The sequence below is a fragment of the Pedobacter arcticus A12 genome (genome assembly GCF_000302595.1).
Lineage (GTDB): Bacteria > Bacteroidota > Bacteroidia > Sphingobacteriales > Sphingobacteriaceae > Pseudopedobacter > Pseudopedobacter arcticus.
Genome location: NZ_JH947125.1, coordinates 518,299 through 535,738, shown reverse-complemented (window position 1 = coordinate 535,738; position 17,440 = coordinate 518,299). Strand labels below are relative to the sequence as shown.

Genomic DNA, 17,440 nt, shown 5'->3' with positions numbered 1-17,440 from the left:
GATCAGTATATTTCCAATTAAAATTGTCTTAAGCGAATATAAATATTTATTTTTAATGGGAAAAACTTTCTACACAATTAACTACTAAGAATTTAAATTAAATTAAAACTCAGTAAATTACTTAAAATTTGGTTTACGTTTTCCTAAAAACGCACTCACACCTTCTTTAAAATCTTCGTTGCCAAAACATTTCCCAAATTCTACTATCTCAGTGGCAAACCCATTAGTGCTTACAGCAGCATTGACAGCTAAAATAGCAGCTGCAACAGCTTTTGGAGAACGCGATAAAATGGTTTTTAACAGACTTTTAGCTTCTGGCAGTAGCTGGTCTAAAGCGCAAACTTTATTGACCAAACCCATTTTTGATGCTTCATCCGCATCGATCATATTGGCGCTTAAGATTAATTCCATCGCTTTTCCTTTACCAACAACTTGCGTTAAACGCTGTGTACCGCCGTAACCGGGTATTAACCCGAGCGAAACTTCTGGCAAACCAAGTTTCGCATTTTCGCTTGCAAACCTGATATGACACGCTAAAGCGAGCTCTAATCCACCACCTAGCGCAAAACCATTGATTGCAGCGATAATTGGCTTTTGTGCATTTGCTATCAAATCAAAAACTTTGTACTGACCGTCTCTCGCAAGATTCTCCCCTTCTTCCTGATTGTAATTGGCAAACTCCGAGATATCGGCACCGGCAACAAAGGCTTTTTCTCCCGAACCTGTAATTATAATTCCGCCAACTTTAGCGTTTTCAAAAGCATCCAACAAAACATGATTCAATTCTACCAAAGTTTGCTTGTTTAAGGCATTTAATTTTTCGGGACGATTGATGGTGATTTTTAAAATATCGCCATCTGTTTCCATTAATATATTGCTGTAGTCCATTTTAAATATGTTTATTTCATTTATTCTCTATAAATCCATCTTAGGTTTACAGATTGCTTCTATATAGAAATTTGTGTGATTATTTTCTGATATTGCTCTACTTTTCCGCTATCTCTAAATATAAAAAAATTATGCCCAAATATTTTTTGCTTATAAAAGCTAATGTTTAACATCATTAAATCATCAATTCAAAAAACAAGCAGTGACTCAAGCTTTGTCGCCAAACTTTTGCTGTTGCACTTGATCTTCTTTCAGTTAAGTGCCAATGCTTTTACAGAACCCAGCAACACCTATCAAAAAATCAATTCCGATAAAAACCCAGTATTAAACGCCGACAGCTTAAAGAAAATTACGCCCAAGCGTTTCGTTCGCAGTTCGTTAAATACACTTTCAGAAAATATTTATTTTAGTTCGCTCAACACTTACTTTTTCGTGTCGAGCATCTTGAACATCCAGAATGATGAGAAAATTGAAACAAATTTGGAAGAAATTTTAGGTATTAACGAGTTTTACAATGGCAATCACAACCTCTCTTTAAAGCTATTAAGCCACGCATTCATTAACACAGAAGATAGTTTACAAAAAGCAAATATATGTTTGAACCTCATTAAAATAAGCTATCTGGACAACCGCCTAACGGAAGCAATGCGCTTTGTGAAAACAGCTAAAGATAGCCTACAAAGGTTTTATAGTATTAATGAAAGGTACGATTTGGTGTTTACCGAAGCTAAAATTGCTTTAACGCAGGGCTTAACGGCAAAAGCCGAAAACCTAATTATATCAAGAGTTTTACCCATGAGTAATAGGGCTAAAGGAAAGCACAACGAGTTTAATTGTTACCTGTTTTTAGGGAAAGTTTATTTAAAAGCCAAAAAGCTTACGCAGGCAAAATGGTTTTTTATACAAGCTAATAGCATTGCTATAAATCAGCATTATATTGAAGGCGAAATAGAAACTTCATTGCTATTGGCCAAAACCAAAATTAAAGTTGGAGACAACGCCGTGGCACTTCAAGATTTGGCGAGAGCCAAAAAATTGATTGATGATGAACACAGTATTTATTTGGCAGATTTGAGAGAGTTAACAAGGCTGGCAAAACAATAAAATTTGAGCATCAATCTTTTCGATAGATACCCAAATTTCATCAATTACTTCAAACTCAACAAAGCCTGTTTTAAAGCAGGAATCTTACTTTCTATCTCTTCCGCTGAACACGCCCCAACAGAAGCTCTAAACCAGCACATTTCTTCTGTACCGAAAGCAGAAAAAGGAACTAAAGCAATGTTAGCCTCTTTAATTAAATAAAAATTCAATTTGGTAGGTGTGTCCAAAACCTCTCCTCCAGAAGTGGTTTTACCTACATAATCTATTTTTATAGTTAGGTAAATTGCCCCCATTGGTTCAATGGCATCAATGGCGAAACCTTCATTTTTCAAAGAAATTAATCCCGCATAAAGGCTATCTAAGCTTGTTTTTACTTTCGCTTTAAAAGTATTTAAAAAACCATCAACAGCCTTTTCATCATCAATAAAGTGGCCCATTGCTACCTGTTCTGCTTTTGGCGCCCAAGCGCCCATGTGCCCAACAATTGCCTTCATTTTACTGATGATAGCAGCCGGGCCAAAGCCCCAACCTACCCTAACGCCGGTTGCAGCAAAACATTTAGAGCTTCCATCAATAAAAATGGTATAATCGCGTAAAGCCGGAACCAAACTAACGGGATCAACATGTAGGTGATTACCAAAGGTTAATTGCGAATAAATTTGATCATAAAGGATATATAAAGGTTTTTCGTTAGCCCCTCTCGATTGATTTTCTTTTAAAACCAATTCACTTATTTCCTTTAAATCTTTTGCAGAAAACATAGTTCCTGTTGGGTTCAACGGGGAACATAGCGCCAACAAAGTTGCCCCTTTCAAAAACGGCTTTAAATCAGCTCCAGTTGGCATAAAGTTGTTTTCTGGGAGAGTTGGAACTGCAATTCCGTTTGCTCCCAAAAGATGTACATAGTGGTTATTATTCCAAGACGGTGCCGGATAAATCACGGTATCACCAGCATCAAGTAAGGCCAAATACGTGGCATAAATTAAAGGTCTGGAACCTCCGGATATCAAAATCTCACTTTTAGCATCGTAAGCTAAACCCAATCTTTTATTTAAAAAGTGCGCAACACTTTCCCGTAAAGACAAAACACCATCCGCTGGTGGATAATTAGTTTGGTGCGCAGCGTAAGCTTTTACGATATTATCTTCTAAAACTTTTGGTATCGGGAATAAATTGGGGTCAAAATCGCCGATGGTTAAATTGGCAACGGCAATTCCTTTCGCCTTCATCTCGTTAACCTCGCCAGCAATTTTAATAATCTCGGACCCAACTAATGATTGTGCTAATGCAGATACTTTCATAAATCATTTATATAATACCCCAAAGTTAAAAAAATTGAGCAGGCAGTTTTAGCTATTTTTAATCTTTACATTGAATCTAAAAATCTAATTTAGTAGCACATTTAAAATTATGAATATGAAAAAAATCGTTCTTTTAGCCTTAATTATTTCGATGATTAATGTGAACTTGAAAGCACAGGACAAAAAGGCTGAGGTGGAAAATGCAGTAACTTATTTAATTAACTCATTAATTAGTGGTCGTCAGGCTGATTTAGAATACATAGCCAATGACAACTTGAGTTACGGACACTCTAGTGGGAAAATCCAGAACAAAAAAGAATTTGTGCAGGCATTGGTAACCAACCAGTCGGATTTTGTAACCATTGACATTACCAAACAAAGCATTCAGCTTGATGGAAACACGGCGATTGTAAGACATAATTTATACGCAAAAACTAACGACAGCGGAAACCCTGGCGAGGTTTACTTAGGAATTATGTTGGTTTTCACCAAACAGAAAAATGGCGAGTGGAAATTATTGGCTAGGCAAGCTTATAAGGTGTAGATGGTAAATGGTCAATGGTAAATGGTCAATGGTCAATGGTAAATGGTCAATGGTCAATGGTCAATGGTCAATGGTCAATGGTCAATGGTCAATGGTCAAAATAAAAGGGATTTATCTGACGATAAATCCCTTTTATTTTGATTCTGATAAGCCGTCAGAGTTATTGTTTTAAAATCCAGGCAAACATTAAAGGCACTACAATAGTAGCGTCAGACTCCACAATAAACTTTGGTGTATTGATATCGAGTTTCCCCCAAGTGATTTTTTCGTTAGGCACTGCTCCAGAATACGAACCGTAAGAAGTGGTAGAGTCAGAAATTTGGCAGAAATAGCTCCAGAAAGGAATGTTTTCCATTTCTAAATCCTGATAAAGCATAGGTACTACACAGATTGGAAAATCACCCGCTATTCCACCGCCAATCTGGAAAAAGCCAACGCCTTTACCGCTTGAATTTTTCGGATACCAATCTGCCAACCAAGCCATATACTCGATACCGCTTTTCATGGTAGACGCTTTCAATTTGCCTTTAATTACGTTTGAAGTGAAAATATTACCCATGGTAGAATCTTCCCATCCTGGAACCACAATTGGCAAGTTTTTTTCTGCCGCTGCTAACATCCACGAGTTTTTTGGGTCAATTTCATAATATTGTTCCAAATCGCCACTTAAAAGCATTTTGTACATATATTCATGTGGAAAGTAACGCTCTCCTGCGGTTTCTGCATCTGTCCATATTTTTTCGATGTGCTTCTGTAACCTTCTGAATGCTTCTTCCTCTGGAATACAAGTATCGGTAACGCGGTTATAGTGGTTTTCTAACAAATCCCACTCATCCTGTGGACTTAAATCTCTATAATTAGGAACACGTTTATAGTGCGAATGCGCCACCAAATTCATGATATCTTCCTCTAAATTTGCGCCAGTACAAGAAATAATAGAAACCTTATCTTGTCTAATCATTTCTGCCAAAGAGATACCCAATTCTGCTGTACTCATTGCGCCGGCAAGGGTAATCATCATTTTTCCACCCTCGTCTAAATGGGTTTCATATCCTTTAGCCGCATCCATTAATGCAGCCGCGTTAAAGTGCAAATAGTTTTTCTCAATAAACTGAGAAATTGGACCTCTCTGATTGCTCATAGTAATTTTTTTTTTTGCAAAAATAGGCTTTTAACCGCATTGAAAGAAAACCTTTATTTTTTGATGGCTTTTAAAACTTTATATTGCGCTTTCAAAGCAGCGGGCTAAAAGCAAAAAGCCCATGGCTGTTGACATGATCAAGAAGCAAACCATCATTAATGAAGAAACTATTTTACGTTTTAACGCTTGTTTTATTTTCGTTACAACTTAGTGCACAGCGCAAAATTTTTAATAAGGTTTTTTCTGACGACACCACCCGACACAATAGTTTTTTACCCCTTCCGCTGCTTGGCTACTCACAAGAAGCTGGCTTAACATTGGGTGCAGTAGGTATTTATTCTTTTTATACCGATAAAAATGACCCTAATATCAAAGCCTCTCAAGCCTATGGCGTTGTTGGTTTTAGCACCAAAAAACGTGTACAAATAAGTTTTAAAACCGATGTTTGGACAGCGCAGAACAAATACCATTATATTGCAGAAGCTAAATTTATAAACCAGCCTTTTAATTTTTATGGGATAGGGAACCACACTTCTTTAGCCGATGAAGACAAAGTAAACCTACGCCGCTTTAAGCTTAACGGAGAATTAGAACGTGAGGTTTTTACTCATTTTTATTTGGGAGGTGGGCTTGAATATGAAAACCAGAAGTTTACCGCTAAAGATCCTGCCGGTATTTACAGCATTAGTCCGGTTTTGAACGATAGAGATGGTGGAGAGTTTATGTTTTTTAAAGCAACCTCCTTTTTTGATTCACGAGATAATGTACCCTACCCTTCAAAAGGATTTTATGCAAAGCTGCAGTACGGATATGCACCCAATTTTTTTGGGTCGCCAAATTACAACGGTAGCTTGGTTACTGCAGACCTTAGAAATTTTTACACGCTAACAAAATCGTTGAATATTGCGTTAAATGCTACTTATGAAGGTTTAATTAGTAACAAGGTTATTCCCTTTTATAATTTAAGGCAATTGGGCAATGACCAATTTATGCGTGGCTATTACAGCGGAAGGTTTAGAGATGAAAACCTAATTACATCGCAGGCAGAAATCAGGTACAGACCAATACCCAGATTTGGTGTAGTTGCGTTTGGTGGCGCTGGGAAAGTATATGGCAAAAATAGTTTTAGCCAAAGCAATTTTAAACCTACTTATGGCCTGGGTGCTCGGTTCTTTTTTGATTTAGAAAAAGGCTTAGCATTACGTATTGATTATGCCATGGGCGAAAAACCTGTTGGCGAAAAAAGAATTAGTGGCTTTTATATTTCTTTGGGAGAAGCTTTTTAACTGTAAGCCAGCATCATCTGGACAGCCCTTATCTCTATTCTTTTAACGGATTTTCTTCTGGTACATCTGTTCCAATTACTACTCCCCATTGTTTAAAATGTTCGGTACGGTCAAATACTATTTTTAATACTGCAATTATTGGTAGTGCTAAAAACATTCCTGAAATACCTGCCAAACTACCTGCAATTACAATCCCTACAATGGCTACCAAACTGTTTATCTGAACTTTAGAACCTACAATACGTGGCATCAAGATATTATTGTCTAAAAACTGAACAACGGCAATCACAATTAAAACCGTAAATACTGGCCATAATTCTTGAGACGAACTTACCGTTAACATTACTCCTAAAATATTACCGAAGAGTGCCCCAATGTATGGGATAAGGTTTAAGATAGCGAACAATACCCCAATTAGCAATGCGTGTTTTATCCCTACAATCCAAAGAATACCGCCTAATAATACCGTGATATAGGCTATCTGAATCAACAGACCCATTAAATAGCTTTGGATAATGCTTTCTATCTGTTGGATACTTTCTTTTACTTTTGGCAAATCCTCATTGCTAAACCACATGATACAAAACTTTAACAATAAATTTTTATAAGCCAGGATGAGGTAAATGTAAATTGGCAATAAACCAAAAAAGATAAATGCGCCAGAAACTGAACCTGCAATACTACCTAAAATTGCGCCGGTACTGTTTAGTAATTTATCACTTTGCTTGGTAATAATAGCTATTTGCTCTTTGGTAGAATAATGCGTAAAACTACCTACCCATTTACTTAAAGTATCCAGATGTATATTTATATTCTTCTTAATCTGCGGAAAATCATCTACTAAAATTTGAACCTGCGCCGAAAAAAACCATATTAAACCCGCAACCACCAGCAGCAAAAAAAGAATAGGAATTATAATTGACAAGGACTTTGGAACTCTTTTACGCATTAAAAAGCGCTGGACGGGCAACAAAAGCATGCTCAAAAAGAAAGCCAACAGTAAGGGCATAATTACATTACTTGCTACCATAATAATGTAGCCTAATAAAAATAAACCTAAAAGTTCAAGTGATCTTTTTACTGTTATGGGGAAATCTTTCATTTATATCTTTATAATTCTCTTTGTTTAAGCCATTGTTGTGCCAAATCAAGGAAAAATTAGAAATAAGCCTCGAAGGCTAAACATTCGTTTTTAAATGGCTAAAACCAACTCTAAACTGGCTTTTCCTTAAAATCTAATCTTAAAGTCTTGTTTGGCCTGCCCGCTTCTAAAAAAAACAAGCCCTATCCAAAATAAATCAATGGTAACGGTAACATCTGGATGTGCTTTAATATGTTCCCAAGCTTGGGCCATTCCTTTGCTCCAATAAATATCATCAAAAACAATTACCGAATCTTCATGCACTTTGGGTAGGCAAAGGTTAAAATAATTTAGCGTAGCATCTTTTCTGTGATTTCCATCGATAAACACAAAATCCAGTTTGGGTTGCTCTTCAATAACCTCCGCCAAGGTATCGTCGAAATTGCCAACCTTAACATCTATATTCTGTATTGAGAGCTTATCCCAATTTTCTTTCGCAACGCTTGCAGTTTGTGGACAACCTTCCATCGTTATAATCTTTGAACCTGGCAAAGCTTCGCTAAAATAAGCAGTGGTTACGCCTAAACAAGTCCCTAATTCTAACAATGTACCTGGTTTAAATTCTTTTGCTAAACGATAAAGCAACTGAGCCAGTTTTTTTGGTTTCAATGCATTTTTGGCAATTGTTTTTATCTTTTTTGTACGCTGGTTGTTTACATGAGAACCCGCACCCAAATCTGTAACTTTAATGGTTCGTTCGTCTTTTAACAGCGCTGCTCTCAAGTTTTCTGCTTTATCGTATGCTGGTTTATCTTTAAAATCGTAAATTACTTCATCAACCAATTGGTACACAAACGGGGAGTGGGTACCATGGCGGCTTTTGGCACTTAAAATGTGTTTTACGTAATTTTTAGTTAAGGTAGTATTAAACATAGCTTGCGAAAATAACAATTTAGCAACATTTAGTAGAAGCAAAAATTGCAACTGTTTACTATTTCTTGGTTTATTCAATAACTAAGCCCTAAATTGCTTTTTAGATTCAAAACATGATGAATGAAAAAGAGATAAGTTCTTTAATAAAACTGTTGGACGATCCAGATCCGCAGATTTTTAACCACGTTGAAGATAAGCTCTTATCTTACGGAAACGAGGTAATCAGTTTTTTGGAAAGTGCGTGGGAAAATTCTTTTGATGCAATTTTACAGGAAAGGCTTGAAAACGTAGTGCACAAAATTCAGTACCAGAACGTGAGGGAAGATTTAGCACTTTGGTACCAAAGCGGAGGCTTTGATTTATTACGCGGCTTTTTAATTTTAAACAGATACCAATATCCAGACTTAAACGAAGACAAAATAATCAATCAGATTGATGCTATAAAGAGGGATGTTTGGTTGCAGATGATGTATGAAGCAAGTCCTGTGGAAAAAGTAAAATTACTGAATCACATATTCTACAATGTCTACGGGTTTTCTGGAAACACAAAAAACCATCACAGCGCACAAAACTCTTACTTAAGCCAAGTTTTAGAAAGCAAGAAAGGCAATCAAATTTCTTTGGCTATCATTTACTCTATCATCGCTCAAAAACTAGATATCCCCATTTACGGTGTAAACTTACCGCAACATTTTGTACTGGCCTATGTTGATGAGTTTGAACAGTCGAACAAAGAAGCTTCAATTCTATTTTATATCAATGTTTTTAACAAAGGTCATGTTTTCGGTAAACGAGATATAGACCAGTTTCTGCGACAGCTACAAATTAAGCCGTCAAGTTTTTTTTATGAGCCATGTTCAAATACAGAAATTATTAAACGAGTTCTTAGAAACCTAATTAGTGCTTACGAAAAAGAAGGAACCAATGAAAAGGTTAAAGAACTGGTAAAACTGTTAGAAGTTCTGAATCCTTAATCAACCATTTTAATAGAACTCAGCCATTCCATCATCGTTAAAAACCAGTCTTCTTTGGTAGTTTTGTTGTTTAAACCAAAACCATGACCGCCAGCTTTGTAAAAATGGGCTTCTACGGGCACATTCGCTCTTTTTAACGCAATCATATAATCTGCACTATTTTCTGATGGAACTGCTTTATCATCATTAGCCAAAAACAAAAAAGTAGGTGGCGTATCTTTGGTTACCTGTCGCTCATTTGAGTATTCTTTCACTTGAGCCTGGGTAGGATTTTTACCTAACAGATTGTTTTTTGAACCTTTGTGCGTAAAACTGTCCATCGTAATTACGGGATACCCCAATATCGAAAAATCAGGACGAAGGGAGACGTTAGTTGCGTTATCAATCACTGACTTTGTGAAATGTGTTGAAAGTGTAGAAGCTAAATGGCCGCCGGCAGAAAAACCCATAACCCCAATTTTACTTGGGTTCAAATTCCATTTCACTGCATGCTCCCTAATTACTTTAATAGCCTGTTGTGCATCCTGTAACGGACCAATGGTTTTGTCAATCATAACTTCATCAGACGGCAATCTGTACTTTAAAACAAAAGCGGTTATTCCTCTTTTATTAAACTCTGTTGCTATTTGATACCCTTCATGCGAGATTGCTAAAATTCTATATCCACCTCCCGGGCAAATAATTACCGCAGTACCATTTGGCTTCTCCGGAAAACAAGCAATCAGTTTAGGTTGCGATACTTTGCTTATCCGCAATATCCCATCAGCACCTAGCTCACTTTCCTCTAAATATGTTTTGGATAGCTTTGAATTTGGAATTTTTGATGGATATAAATCCATTGTTTCTTGTGCATTCGCCATTGCTGTAATCAAAAACAATATCAAAGTATAAAAAACCGCATTTTTCATATTAATTATTACCTCCGTATTCCATTAAATATGATTTCAAAAACTCATCAAGCTCTCCATCCAATACAGCTTGTGCGTTTGAAGTCTCAAAATCTGTCCTTAAATCTTTCACCAGTTTATAAGGATGCAATACATAATTTCTAATCTGCGAGCCCCACTCTATTTTCTTTTTGTTACCCTCAATGGCATTGCTTAACTCCATTTTCTTGCGCATCTCAATCTCGTAAAGCTGAGATTTTAATAAACGCATCGCATTTTCTTTATTTTGGAGCTGTGAACGCGATTCCTGATTTTTAATGATAATTCCCGATGGCTTATGGTGTAACCTTACCGCAGTTTCTACCTTGTTAACGTTTTGCCCACCGGCACCTCCCGAGCGGAACGTCTCAAATTCCACGTCAGACGGATTGATATCAATCTCAATACTATCATCCACCAAAGGATAAACATATACCGACGCAAAAGAGGTATGCCTTTTCGCATTAGAATCAAACGGAGAAATACGCACCAAACGGTGAACGCCATTCTCACCTTTCAGATATCCGTAAGAAAAATCGCCATCAAACTGCAAAGTTACCGTTTTGACACCCGCAACATCACCTTCCTGAAAATCCTGTTCGCTAATTTTATAACCATTTTTTTGCCCCCACATGGTGTACATCCGCATAATCATGGCTGCCCAATCACAACTTTCTGTACCACCAGCGCCGGCTGTAATTTGTAAAACTGCACTCAACTGATCCTCATCTGCCGAAAGCATATTTTTAAACTCTAGCTCTTCAATAGTTCTATTGGTATGCTTAAAACTTTCCTCTAGCTCTTCTTCCGTCACCTCGTTCGCTTGGTAAAACTCAAGCAACACGGATAAATCTTCCACCTCGACTTCGGCCTTCGCATAAGCATCAGTCCAAAGTTTCTTTGTTTTAATAGCATGCAAAAGCTTTTCAGCTTCTTTAGGGTTATCCCAAAAACTAGGAACCAAGGTTTTAGCTTCCTCTTCTCTTAATATTTCTAACTTGGCATCAACGTCAAAGATGCCTCCTCAGAGACGTTATTCTATCTCTTAAATCCTGCAGATTTTCTTTTGTCATAGCGCAAATATATATTTTATAAGCTTAGTTCAGCAAGCGATGTTTTAAGAATAAAGGTTAGGGTGCTTTAACACGCTGTCCGTTATATCTTTTTTTGTCTTATTCTTCGACTCCCTCTTCGACTCCGCTCAGAGTGACAATTCTCAAAATGACAAAAAAAGGATGTCACTCCCATCGTTAGCACAAAACACCATTCCAGCTTTCAAAAAAACAATGATTCCGGCAATTAAGGATGAAAAACAAAAAATCCCCAATTTTCATTGAGGATCTGTGTGAGAGCATTTATGTTTTTGTTTATTTTATAGTTCTGCGTATTTACCGTCTACAATCAACTTGCTAGAATATACTTTTTTGTTTGCGAAAACTTTCACAGTGTAGTAACCGCTTGGTACGTTTCCGAAAGCAAAGTTTAATTCGTGTTTACCTTGTGTAACTTTGTAATCCTGAGCTTTCAATTCCTGTCCCCAAGTATCAATAATTGAAACCTTAACACCATCATCATTAATCAGATTAACAGAAACCATGGTGTAGTTAACCGCTGGGTTTGGATATGCTTTGATTTTATTAAGACTTGCTTCTGCATATACCGGCGTAGTTAAAGCAACATAGTTATAATTGCTAGGCTGTTGGAAACCCTGCGTAACATAGTTACTTCCGTTTTGAGTAAGCGTGTTAGTCATAAAAGCCTGACCAATTGAAAATTGAACTGTTTCTCCGTAAACTGAAGTAGCTTCTCCCGCACCAGATGTAATTGCTGATCTTTCTATAGTTTGAGCTGTTAAGCCTAAGCTTAAAGTTACTACTAAAATTGCGGTTAAAATCGTTGTTCTCATGCTAGCAGTAAGGCAACTCTCAAGCCACCTCAATTTCTACGATGGAAATCCACAAAATGCTCGCTGAAATTACCTAATTATTACTTCGAATTAGATGATTAAAAATCAAAAAATAGCAGTTAAAACAACTTTAAAGACACATTTTAAAAGCTTACTTGTTAGTGATCACTTTTCTTCATTTTATTTTTAGAGCAAGAGAACTTAGCTAGCACTCTTTTCGAAATAGAGAATAGAAATACCCAATATGAGTAACATGTATTTTATATCGGGGAATTTAATACTCACAAAGGCACTGCGATCGCAACTAAGCATGCTCACTAAGAATTTGAACAAAGCCGAAGAACTACGAATTATGAACTTAAAAGTTTCAAAAACATCAAATAAAATATATGAGAATTATTATACCTGAATTGGTTATTATTGAGTAAATTATTGCCCAATAAAAAAGCCCCTGCTATTAAACAGAGGCTTTGATTTATATAAAGATACCTATTGGATAATCGTGATATTCAACTGGGTATTGGACATATTACTACTCGAAGTATTGGTATTGTTAAAACTGATCTCAATTTTATTACCTGCAGTTACCCTAGCATAACCAATTACTACTGTAGCTGGTAGAGCTGTCTGAGGGGAAACCATAACGGTTGCAGTACTGCTATCCAATCCCGAAATCCCACTCAAGGTATAGGTTTGGTTTATGGAAGAAGTGTTTTTAGGAACCGTAAATGCGCCACTTGATATGGTGGTTTTTATGATACCCGAAACCACGGTTGAATTATTACCAACCTTTAAGTTATCAGTATGTGTAGTTCCTACAACCTGCAGTTCAGAATCTGCAGTAGCACCAGCAGTATTAATACCTACTCTAACATCATCGTTCAAACCTGTTCCCTGCATCCTTAGCATTTCTACAGTTTTAGCTACCGGAGAAAAATTATACTTATAAAAAACTATAGGTTCATCTCCATCGTCACCAACAATAAATTCTAACCTACCATCATTATTTGTACCGCCACTTCCAATTTCGAAGAAATCTGTTTTCGCAGCACTACCTTTTAATCTAAAATTACCAGCTGCGGTAGTGAAAAACATCGGTTTATAAAAATCAGCAGCACTTGCTTCAAACTGTAATGCTGATGTTGCACCATCACCGTTCACAAACACTAACGGTTGCGTTGCACTTGTATAATCCGGATATGATTGCGTTAAGCCTAAAGCCCCACGCGTACCAAATTGCAGCATCTGCAAATTATTAGATCCAATCTTAAACGCTACATTATTTGTAGTCCCTAAGAACGTTGAGGCTGTGGCATTTGAATTACCCGTCATGGACCAGTTTGTTGCCGCCACTTCTGTTGCAGGTGCCCACGCAGTTCCGTTGTACTTTAATACCTGCCCACTAGTTGCAGCCATTTGATTTAATTTCGCCGCAGTTACACTTCCGTCAACCAGATTTGCTGTTGCTACTGCCGCGTTTGCAATTTTCGCAGTTGTAATTGCATTATCTGCAATATCTACTGTGGCTATTGATAAATCCACGATTTTAGCACTGTTCACAGAGTTGCTGTTAAGTTTTGCCAAGGTCACGGCATTATCGGCAATATTTCCAACAAGAATAGTATTACTAGCAATTTCAACATTTGTAACCGCGTTGGTTGCAAGTTTAGCTGTAGTAATCGCCTTATTTGCAATTGTAGGAGAAGCCGCTGTTCCGGATAGGTCACCGGTTAATTGTATAACCCCTTTTGCAGAAACCGTTGCATCCGTAGCACCCGCCGAAGGAGCTACTGGCTTCCATTCACCAGATACATTTGTTAACACATCGCCATTGTTGCCACCTGATGGAGATAATTTACTCACACTTATTGCTTTATAGGCTATAGCTCCATCTGTAACAGCATTAGAAGCTAACTTATCAGCACTGATATTCCCAGCAAGTCTGTCGTTGGATATTGTTCCAACAGCAATTTTTGCATTTTGGATCGCTCCATCCTTAACATTATACCCTTCGACCGTACCCGTTCCTATTTTACTAGCTGTTATTGCCCCTGTTTTAAACTGCATTTGATCTAAACTACCAGTTATATCACCACCTCCACCACCAATTGAAGCATATTTATTTACTTCGATAATATTCGGATAAGCAATATTGATCATATTCCCTGCCGTATAACTTGTTCCTGTTCCGGGATCTCCCTTATCACCTTTTGGACCAACAGAACCTTGCGGACCTTGAGGACCAATACCACCAGCAGAACCAGTGTCTCCTTGAAGAGGAACGCCACTCCCCCAGTTTGAACCTGCTTTTGGTCCATATACTGATTTTGTGGACGCATTGAAATAGAAATCACCACTTAAACCGGTGGATGCAGTTGGAGCAGAAGTGCCCGCTATAATTTTACTTCCATCCGCCCCCGCATCACCTTTAGCTCCTGGCGCACCTGCTGGGCCGGTTAAACCGATTGGACCTTGTGGACCTACTGAACCTGTTACACCGATCGGACCTTGTGGACCTAATGGACCTGTTAAACCTGTTCCGCCAGTTGCTCCTGTATCGCCTTTATCCCCCTTCGCTCCTACTGAACCTGTTACACCGATCGGACCTTGTGGACCTAATGGACCTGTTAAACCTGTTCCGCCAGTTGCTCCTGTATCGCCTTTATCACCCTTCGCTCCTACTGAACCTGTTACACCGATCGGGCCTTGTGGACCTACTGGACCAGTTAAACCTGTTCCACCCGTTGCTCCTGTATCGCCTTTATCACCTTTTGTTCCTACTGAACCTGTTACACCGATCGGGCCTTGTGGACCTACTGGACCAGTTAAACCTGTTCCACCCGTTGCTCCTGTATCGCCTTTATCACCTTTTGTTCCTACTGAACCTGTTACACCGATCGGGCCTTGTGGACCTACTGGACCAGTTAAACCTGTTCCACCCGTTGCTCCTGTATCGCCTTTATCACCTTTTGTTCCTACTGAACCTGTTACACCGATCGGGCCTTGTGGACCTACTGGACCAGTTAAACCTGTTCCACCCGTTGCTCCTGTATCGCCTTTATCACCTTTTGTTCCTACTGAACCTGTTACACCGATCGGACCTTGTGGACCTACTGGACCGGTCAAACCTGTTCCGCCAGTTGCTCCTGTATCTCCTTTATCACCTTTCGCTCCTACTGAACCTGTTACACCGATAGGGCCTTGTGGACCTATTGGACCTGTCAAACCTGTTCCGCCAGTTGCTCCTGTATCTCCTTTATCACCTTTCGCTCCTACTGAACCTGTTACACCGATAGGGCCTTGTGGACCTATTGGACCTGTCAAACCTGTTCCGCCAGTTGCTCCTGTATCTCCTTTATCACCTTTCGCTCCTACTGAACCTGTTACACCGATAGGGCCTTGTGGACCTATTGGACCTGTCAAACCTGTTCCGCCAGTTGCTCCTGTATCTCCTTTATCACCTTTCGCTCCTACTGAACCTGTTACACCGATAGGGCCTTGTGGACCTATTGGACCTGTCAAACCTGTTCCGCCAGTTGCTCCTGTATCTCCTTTATCACCTTTCGCTCCTACTGAACCTGTTACACCGATAGGGCCTTGTGGACCTATTGGACCTGTCAAACCTGTTCCGCCAGTTGCTCCTGTATCTCCTTTATCACCTTTCGCTCCTACTGAACCTGTTACACCGATAGGGCCTTGTGGACCTATTGGACCTGTCAAACCTGTTCCGCCAGTTGCTCCTGTATCTCCTTTATCACCTTTCGCTCCTACTGAACCTGTTACACCGATAGGGCCTTGTGGACCTATTGGACCTGTCAAACCTGTTCCGCCAGTTGCTCCTGTATCTCCTTTATCACCTTTCGCTCCTACTGAACCTGTTACACCGATCGGACCTTGTGGACCTATTGGACCAGTCAAACCTGTTCCACCCGTTGCTCCTGTATCTCCTTTATCACCTTTCGCTCCTACTGAACCTGTTACACCGATCGGACCTTGTGGACCTATTGGACCAGTCAAACCTGTTCCACCCGTTGCTCCTGTATCTCCTTTATCACCTTTCGCTCCTACTGAACCTGTTACACCGATCGGACCTTGTGGACCTATTGGACCAGTCAAACCTGTTCCACCCGTTGCTCCTGTATCTCCTTTATCACCTTTCGCTCCTACTGAACCTGTTACACCGATCGGACCTTGTGGACCTATTGGACCAGTCAAACCTGTTCCACCCGTTGCTCCTGTATCTCCTTTATCACCTTTCGCTCCTACTGAACCTGTTACACCGATCGGACCTTGTGGACCTATTGGACCAGTCAAACCTGTTCCACCCGTTGCTCCTGTATCGCCTTTATCACCCTTCGCTCCTACTGAACCTGTTACACCGATCGGTCCTTGTGGACCTGTCAAACCTGTTCCGCCAGTTGCTCCTGTATCTCCTTTATCACCTTTTGCTCCTACTGAACCTGTTACACCGATCGGACCTTGTGGACCTACTGGACCAGTTAAACCTGTTCCACCCGTTGCTCCTGTATCGCCTTTATCACCTTTTGCTCCTACTGGACCTTGTGGACCAGATGCACCGTCGTTTCCCGCTGAACCGGTTACGCCGATAGGACCCTGTGGACCCACTGGACCTGTTACACCGATCGGACCCTGTGGACCTACTGGACCAGTTAAACCTGTTCCGCCCGTTGCTCCTGTATCGCCTTTATCACCTTTTGCTCCTACTGAACCTGTTACACCGATCGGACCTTGTGGACCTATTGGACCAGTCAAACCTGTTCCACCCGTTGCTCCTGTATCTCCTTTATCACCTTTCGCTCCTACTGAACCTGTTACACCGATCGGACCTTGTGGACCTAATGGACCTGTTAAACCTGTTCCGCCAGTTGCTCCTGTATCGCCTTTATCACCCTTCGCTCCTACTGAACCTGTTACACCGATCGGTCCTTGTGGACCTGTCAAACCTGTTCCGCCCGTTGCTCCTGTATCGCCTTTATCACCTTTTGCTCCTACTGAACCTGTTACACCGATCGGACCTTGTGGACCTACTGGACCAGTTAAACCTGTTCCACCCGTTGCTCCTGTATCGCCTTTATCACCTTTTGCTCCTACTGAACCTTGTGGACCAGTTGCACCGTCGTTTCCAGCTGAACCTGTTACGCCGATAGGACCTTGTGGACCTACTGAACCAGTCAAACCTGTTCCACCCGTTGCTCCTGTATCTCCTTTATCACCCTTCGCTCCTACGGAACCTGTTACGCCGATCGGACCTTGTGGACCTACTGGACCGGTTGCTCCGTCATTCCCGTTGATTCCGTCTGTTCCTTTCGGACCTGCTGGACCGGTTGCTCCGTCA

The 17,440-nt window shown here is 39.7% G+C and carries 13 protein-coding genes; 4 read left to right on the top strand and 9 right to left on the bottom strand.

Annotated elements, in window-relative coordinates:
* Positions 1-117: 117 nt before the first annotated feature.
* Positions 118-888, bottom strand: a complete 771-nt coding sequence (locus tag B176_RS0103535; protein ID WP_026063141.1) for an enoyl-CoA hydratase/isomerase family protein — start codon at positions 886-888, stop codon at positions 118-120.
* A gap of 162 nt (positions 889-1,050) precedes the next feature.
* Here B176_RS0103535 and B176_RS20110 point away from each other — a divergent pair, with 162 nt between their 5' ends.
* Positions 1,051-1,992, top strand: coding sequence for a hypothetical protein (locus B176_RS20110; protein ID WP_017257393.1), 942 nt, complete (start codon positions 1,051-1,053; stop codon positions 1,990-1,992).
* Between the two features lie 44 nt (positions 1,993-2,036).
* Here B176_RS20110 and B176_RS0103520 read toward each other — a convergent pair whose 3' ends face one another.
* On the bottom strand, positions 2,037-3,293 hold the full coding sequence (locus tag B176_RS0103520) for a pyridoxal phosphate-dependent aminotransferase (RefSeq protein ID WP_017257392.1): 1,257 nt from the start codon (positions 3,291-3,293) through the stop codon (positions 2,037-2,039).
* A gap of 115 nt (positions 3,294-3,408) precedes the next feature.
* Between B176_RS0103520 and B176_RS0103515 the strand changes: the two genes are divergently transcribed.
* A complete protein-coding gene (locus B176_RS0103515; protein ID WP_154647875.1) occupies positions 3,409-3,837 on the top strand; it encodes a nuclear transport factor 2 family protein in 429 nt (142 codons plus the stop codon).
* A 160-nt stretch (positions 3,838-3,997) separates the two neighbouring features.
* Here B176_RS0103515 and B176_RS0103505 read toward each other — a convergent pair whose 3' ends face one another.
* Entirely contained in the window at positions 3,998-4,978 is a 981-nt protein-coding gene (locus tag B176_RS0103505) for a deoxyhypusine synthase family protein (RefSeq protein WP_017257389.1), read from the bottom strand.
* A 158-nt stretch (positions 4,979-5,136) separates the two neighbouring features.
* Here B176_RS0103505 and B176_RS0103500 point away from each other — a divergent pair, with 158 nt between their 5' ends.
* The gene (locus tag B176_RS0103500) at positions 5,137-6,264 is read left to right on the top strand and encodes a BamA/TamA family outer membrane protein (RefSeq protein WP_017257388.1); all 1,128 of its coding nucleotides are present in this window, start codon (positions 5,137-5,139) and stop codon (positions 6,262-6,264) included.
* A gap of 34 nt (positions 6,265-6,298) precedes the next feature.
* On the opposite strand, the gene B176_RS0103495 is transcribed toward B176_RS0103500, so the two are convergent.
* Both B176_RS0103495 and B176_RS0103490 read right to left on the bottom strand, forming a co-directional pair.
* A complete protein-coding gene (locus B176_RS0103495) occupies positions 6,299-7,366 on the bottom strand; it encodes an AI-2E family transporter (protein ID WP_017257387.1) in 1,068 nt (355 codons plus the stop codon).
* 126 nt (positions 7,367-7,492) lie between these two features.
* Positions 7,493-8,278 (bottom strand): O-methyltransferase, encoded by a 786-nt coding sequence (locus B176_RS0103490; protein WP_026063140.1) that lies wholly within the window; start codon positions 8,276-8,278, stop codon positions 7,493-7,495.
* A gap of 116 nt (positions 8,279-8,394) precedes the next feature.
* On the opposite strand from B176_RS0103490, the gene B176_RS0103485 reads away from it, so the two are divergent.
* Complete coding sequence (locus B176_RS0103485; protein ID WP_017257385.1) at positions 8,395-9,252, top strand: transglutaminase-like domain-containing protein; 858 nt, start codon at positions 8,395-8,397, stop codon at positions 9,250-9,252.
* Here the strand turns inward: B176_RS0103485 and B176_RS0103480 are convergent.
* The 4 genes from B176_RS0103480 to B176_RS21525 all read right to left on the bottom strand — a co-directional run.
* Entirely contained in the window at positions 9,249-10,160 is a 912-nt protein-coding gene (locus tag B176_RS0103480; protein WP_017257384.1) for an alpha/beta hydrolase, read from the bottom strand. The two genes, B176_RS0103485 and B176_RS0103480, sit on opposite strands and share 4 nt — an antisense overlap.
* Before the next feature lies 1 nt (position 10,161).
* Positions 10,162-11,251 (bottom strand): peptide chain release factor 2 gene (gene prfB / locus B176_RS0103475; protein ID WP_154647874.1). Its coding sequence is split into 2 segments (ribosomal slippage): positions 10,162-11,190 and positions 11,192-11,251, totalling 1,089 coding nucleotides; the frame shifts between segments, so codons are not numbered across the junction.
* 299 nt (positions 11,252-11,550) lie between these two features.
* The gene (locus B176_RS0103470) at positions 11,551-12,084 is read right to left on the bottom strand and encodes a T9SS type A sorting domain-containing protein (protein ID WP_017257381.1); all 534 of its coding nucleotides are present in this window, start codon (positions 12,082-12,084) and stop codon (positions 11,551-11,553) included.
* Between the two features lie 489 nt (positions 12,085-12,573).
* Positions 12,574-17,440: hypothetical protein (locus tag B176_RS21525; protein ID WP_193372300.1), on the bottom strand; the 4,867-nt coding region annotated here is incomplete at its 5' end.

Bases quoted from the DNA above. Each gene is read 5' to 3' on its own strand.
- B176_RS0103535 (WP_026063141.1), bottom strand. From the start codon at position 888: ATGGACTACAGCAATATATTAATGGAAACAGATGGCGATATTTTAAAA.
- B176_RS20110 (WP_017257393.1), top strand. From the start codon at position 1,051: ATGTTTAACATCATTAAATCATCAATTCAAAAAACAAGCAGTGACTCA.
- B176_RS0103520 (WP_017257392.1), bottom strand. From the start codon at position 3,293: ATGAAAGTATCTGCATTAGCACAATCATTAGTTGGGTCCGAGATTATT.
- B176_RS0103515 (WP_154647875.1), top strand. From the start codon at position 3,409: ATGAAAAAAATCGTTCTTTTAGCCTTAATTATTTCGATGATTAATGTG.
- B176_RS0103505 (WP_017257389.1), bottom strand. From the start codon at position 4,978: ATGAGCAATCAGAGAGGTCCAATTTCTCAGTTTATTGAGAAAAACTAT.
- B176_RS0103500 (WP_017257388.1), top strand. From the start codon at position 5,137: ATGAAGAAACTATTTTACGTTTTAACGCTTGTTTTATTTTCGTTACAA.
- B176_RS0103495 (WP_017257387.1), bottom strand. From the start codon at position 7,366: ATGAAAGATTTCCCCATAACAGTAAAAAGATCACTTGAACTTTTAGGT.
- B176_RS0103490 (WP_026063140.1), bottom strand. From the start codon at position 8,278: ATGTTTAATACTACCTTAACTAAAAATTACGTAAAACACATTTTAAGT.
- B176_RS0103485 (WP_017257385.1), top strand. From the start codon at position 8,395: ATGAATGAAAAAGAGATAAGTTCTTTAATAAAACTGTTGGACGATCCA.
- B176_RS0103480 (WP_017257384.1), bottom strand. From the start codon at position 10,160: ATGAAAAATGCGGTTTTTTATACTTTGATATTGTTTTTGATTACAGCA.
- B176_RS0103470 (WP_017257381.1), bottom strand. From the start codon at position 12,084: ATGAGAACAACGATTTTAACCGCAATTTTAGTAGTAACTTTAAGCTTA.